This is a genomic window from Floccifex sp., assembly GCF_051873555.1.
Lineage (GTDB): Bacteria > Bacillota_I > Bacilli_A > Erysipelotrichales > Erysipelotrichaceae > Floccifex.
Map to the genome: position 1 here is coordinate 1 of NZ_JBJEEY010000163.1, position 4912 is coordinate 4912.

Consider the following 4912-nt stretch of genomic DNA (forward strand, 5'->3'; position numbering starts at 1 on the left):
AATACTACTAATCCTGCTCCAGATGCTCCTAACAATGCGATATATGGCATGTTGTCTACGATAACACCAGTGATTGGACTAGAGTTTTTATTGTTTGTGAACTTAACATAGTTAGTTCCATCGTAAATTAATACAGCTGAATCTGTAGTATTTCCATCTTTACTTTGTACACCAGAATTTCCTTTAGTATTTTGTAAAGAAGCACTGTAAGAACCATTAACTTCACTTGCTGTATAAGTTGTTCCAACTGGCAAGTTCTTAATTGTTAAAGTATCATTATCAGCTAAATTAGCAGTATAAGTAGCTGTACCATTAGTGAAAGTTACTTTATTTGCAGCATCTGCAACAGTTGTTTCTACTGCAAATTCATTTGTTCCAGTATAGCCAGCTGGTAAAGTCATATTTACTGTAAATTCAAATTTGTCATTTATATTTGCGCCTTTACCTGTTACTTGTTTTTCCAATGTTAAATCAGCATTTTCAGAATAAGCATTTTTAAAATCAGCACTTGTTTTTACTTTAGATGTTTGTCCGTTTTCAACTACTGTCTTTACAACACATACATCACTTACAACAACATTACCTGGATTGTTTTCATCGGCATTGATAACTTGTACTTCAATTGTATATTCAGCTGTATCATATGTTACACCTGTTGCACCACTATTTGTTTCTTTTAAAGTATAAGTATAAACACCTGGAAGTGTAGTTTGTTTTGGAGCAAATGAAATAGTAGTTGTTCCATTAATTGAAGTATCAACTCCACCTGTTTTATTTGCTGCATCAATATTTATAGTTCCATTTGTAGGAGTAGGAGCAATACTTGCATTATCTCCAGTAGCAGTTACTGTAAAATTAAATGCTTGAGCAGGTAATGATTCAATACCTTGTGGTAAAGTTAATGTTTTGTTTACTGTAATTTGTGTTACATAATTCGTTGTATTAGCTGAATCTTGAAGTTGATCATCATTTGCCAACACTGGACTAACAGCAGTTGCCAATGCTAAAGCACCAGCTAATAATACCGGTTTGATATTTTTCTTTAACATAACTTAATTCTTTCCTTTCTTTTTTAAAGGTTTCTTCGTCTGCATACAAGTATGACCGATCCCTTTATCTCTGACTTCTTGACAGGACCAAATATTCGGCTATCCTGTGCATTGTCTCGATTATCGGCTAAGAGAAATACTTCTCCTTCCTGCAGGGTAACTGGAAAAGTAATTCCTTCTTTATAGGGAAATGTTTTTGTAAATACGTGGCTTTCCTGTTGAACAAAGCCATTTACTAATACATTTCCATCTTCATTGATATCCACTGTATCGCCTTCAACAGCAATTACTCTTCTTACAATGGTTCTATCGTTGTATTTCAAAACCACAGTGTCATTGGCTGTATAGTTTCGATCTAAACGGTAATAGAACACTAAGTCTCCTTCACAATAAGCTGGAGACATAGAGTCATCTGGATTTGCCATAAATCCAAAACAAAATCCAAACAATACAGTAAATACAATGGCTAATAATCCGATTTTTAAGACGAAGTCTTTTATTTCTTGTTTCAAAGCTTGACTTTGATTCATTTAAATTTCCTTTTTTGTTAGAATAAATATGAAATGATTTTTATCATTTCAAGAGCTGTAGAGTAAGTTGGTTACCTGAGAAATAATTTAACTTACTCTACATTTTTAATTGTCTTTTCTTTTTCAGAACGAATGCGATTGCAACTAATTCAGCTACAATTGTTCCAATCATTCCTAGACCTTTTGGAGCGTTGTCTGTGATACCTGTTAAAGGAACAGCATCTTTTGTATTGATGACAGTTACAGAAATTCCATCTTTATTTGATAAAGTAAATTCTCCACTTGGTACTGTACTCGATGGTTTATTTGAATCCGATTCAGTTCCCGTTAAATAAGTTGTTACATATTCATCATTTGAATCTTCTTCTACAACATAGCTATAGTTTCTAGGAAGGTTTTCAAAAGTTCGTGTGTCTCCATCTTTTAAAGTAAAAGAAACTTGTCCTTTATCATTAAATGTTGTATTACCAAATGTACCAGAAACAACTTTTCCTGTTTCATCTTTTAAAGTCAATGTAAATGAGAATTCATCTTCTTTATTCGCAAAACCACCTTTGACTTCTTTTGTAACAGATAATTTGTTTGCAGATACTTGAATCACTGGTTCTTCTACATAGTCTGTATATTTTACTTCCGCTTGTTCATTATCTCCAAATTTATAAGATAACTTAGCTTCTGTATTGGAAGCAAAACCAGTCGCATCTTTATAGTTTCCACCATTTGTTGAATATTCTGTATATGCTTTTTGCGTTGGTGCAATACCAAATGTCACTGCATATGAATAGTTTTTCTTCAAAGAATATCCTTGTGCAAATTCACAAGAAACTGTTTTTGTTTCAGCATTATATGTCGCATGCATTTGTGCATTACCATTTTCTGTTGCTGTTACATCTTTTCCATTTTCATCTTTGATTGTATAAGTAACATTTGAAATCGTTCCATCTGCTGCAACACTACCTGTAATATTTACATAATCCGTTAAACCATCTGTAATGACTACATTACTGATTGTTAATGCACGATCCTTAATACTTTGACCAATCTTTACAAAAGCCGCTTTTAAATCATCCGCATTGGCTCCAGGGAAATATTGTTGGTTAGCAGCATCTGTTTTACCAGGCAATGCAGACAAGAATGTTGAACTTGCATCGTTGGAAATACCAACTGTATAGAATCCAGCTAATCCACTAATAGCAGCTGCCTGATCATAAGCACGAGAAGAACAAATTCCACTTTTATCTCCTGGATCTGGTATTTCGCTTCCAGCTTTATCGCTATTTCCATTTCCTAGAGTCGTTCCTGCAGTGATCAATTCTTTAGTAGTAACTTCTTGATAATCATACTTACCATAAACCCATTTCCCATCAATATAATGCCATCCAGTAGTTCTTTCTGTAATTGAATGCCATCCTGTTTTTCTAATAGGTGTCCATCCATCCCAATCAATATAATCTCCATAAATAATATGAGAACCATATTGTTTTTCGGAAATATTTTCATCATTTGGATTATTTGTTCCTTCAGGAATCTTTTTTTCTGTAAAGGCTAAATCATAATCACTACTTTCATAATAATCTTTTCCATTGGCATAATAGAAAGTTGGTTGTCCATCGGATAAGAAAATCAAATACGTTTGTGCATCAGAACGTTTTGTTGTTAATAATTCAGCAGCTTTTCTTAAACCAGCTTCACAGTTTGTTCCACCATTTGCTAATAAAGCATTTACACTAGAATTTATAGAAGCATTACTTTCTTTAATAAAGTCTCCATTTTCGTCATAGTTAGAAGTCCATCCAGATACAAGTTCCGCATCATTGTAAAGACCACTATCATCATTTCCACTATAAGCAACCACTGCCATACGAGCATCTAAATTAGCATCCCCTAAAATAGTAGAAGTTAAACCACCTTCATCTGTAACAATACTCTTTAAAACACTCATACGAGAGTCACCATCTTGATATTGTCCAGCCATGGCCCAAGACATACTACCTGATTTATCAATCACAAGTACGACATCTACTTTTGGTTTTTGTCCGGGAATCGTCTGTTGTTTCCCAGTAACATCTAAAGTAATGGAATACCCATCTGCTTCATTTCCAGTCAATGTTTTGTGATGTTCTGGAACCATAGTATCTACTGGTTCATCAGGCTCTTGTTCATCACTTGTTCTTCCCGCAAAAACTCTGAATGCAGCTGCAGGTCCAACATTAACGATTTCACTTGAAGAATTATCTTCATCTTCTTCATCTGAATCTAATTCATTCTTTGAATTTTGTTCATCAATATTTTGAGTCGTATTTTCAGGAGATTGTACCCCCGTTTCCGCAAATGTAAAAGAACTTGTCTGACATAATCCCAAAACCATGAAACTAGCTACCAAACATGGAATTAACCATTTTAATAGTTTCTTCATAATTTCCTCCTTTCTTTCGAACTATTTCTAGTCCTACAAGTGTATTATAGATAAAAATGCATTTATTTACAATTAAATAAGCTTTTAATTACATTTACTTGTGTTTTTAATATATTTTATCTTGTAATTTTTAAATATTTTTTATACATTTTTGACATTTAAACATAAAAAAAAGATAAATGACACTAAATCATTTATCTCTTATCTTATTTCTTAAATCTTTAATTCTTTTCTTTAATATTTCATCACAATGACTTGGAAAATTATCATTTTCCATAAATTCTAAAAGAAAAGGCTTTAATATTTCATCTTCTGCTTTTAAACGCATCTGAATCGCATGGTCTTTATTTTCTGAACGACACAAATAATAGTCTTTTCCATTAAAACCAATAGTAGCTAACCACTTATTTGAACTACGATCAAAACATACACCCGTTATGCCAGAAGAATTATTGGATCGTTTATGATTGGATAAAGAAGAAGAAATGACACGTACTTGATTATATTTCGATACATCTTCTTTTAGACAACCACAAGACAAAGTATTTCCCTGTGTTAAAGAAATGCTACTGACTTCACAAATATTTCCACAATCACAGATACACTTCCAGACAACCGATTTAGAACTTCTTTTAGAAGTCATCGATACTACTTTTAAACGACCAAAACGCTTACCTGTTAAATCCACTGGTGCAACTCCTGTATTTGATTTACGAATGCATCCACAAGACTGTGTATTTCCACTTGTCAGTTTTCTAGAACTCACAAATACTTCGTTGCCACAATCACAGATACACTTCCAGACAATACTTCCACCTTCTCTTTGATTTGTTTTCTCAATGACAGTTAATTTCCCAAATCGCTTATTGATTAAATCAACTGTTTTCATATGGATCAGACTCTTTTATGAGACCAAA

Annotated in this window: 4 protein-coding genes; all 4 read right to left on the reverse strand. The window is 33.0% G+C overall.

Going from position 1 to position 4912, the window contains the following annotated elements; translation table 11 throughout:
- Positions 1 to 1001, reverse strand: a 1001-nt coding sequence (locus ACI32A_RS09340) for a DUF7601 domain-containing protein (RefSeq protein WP_439754789.1), incomplete at its 3' end; no start/stop codon positions are given.
- Between the two features lie 71 nt (positions 1002 to 1072).
- The gene (gene lepB / locus ACI32A_RS09345) at positions 1073 to 1579 is read right to left on the reverse strand and encodes a signal peptidase I (protein WP_439754790.1); all 507 of its coding nucleotides are present in this window, start codon (positions 1577 to 1579) and stop codon (positions 1073 to 1075) included.
- Between the two features lie 97 nt (positions 1580 to 1676).
- Positions 1677 to 3995: a DUF7604 domain-containing protein gene (locus ACI32A_RS09350; protein ID WP_439754791.1), complete on the reverse strand. Its 2319-nt coding sequence runs from the start codon at positions 3993 to 3995 to the stop codon at positions 1677 to 1679.
- 190 nt (positions 3996 to 4185) lie between these two features.
- Positions 4186 to 4884, reverse strand: a complete 699-nt coding sequence (locus ACI32A_RS09355; protein ID WP_439754792.1) for a hypothetical protein — start codon at positions 4882 to 4884, stop codon at positions 4186 to 4188.
- Positions 4885 to 4912: the final 28 nt, after the last annotated feature.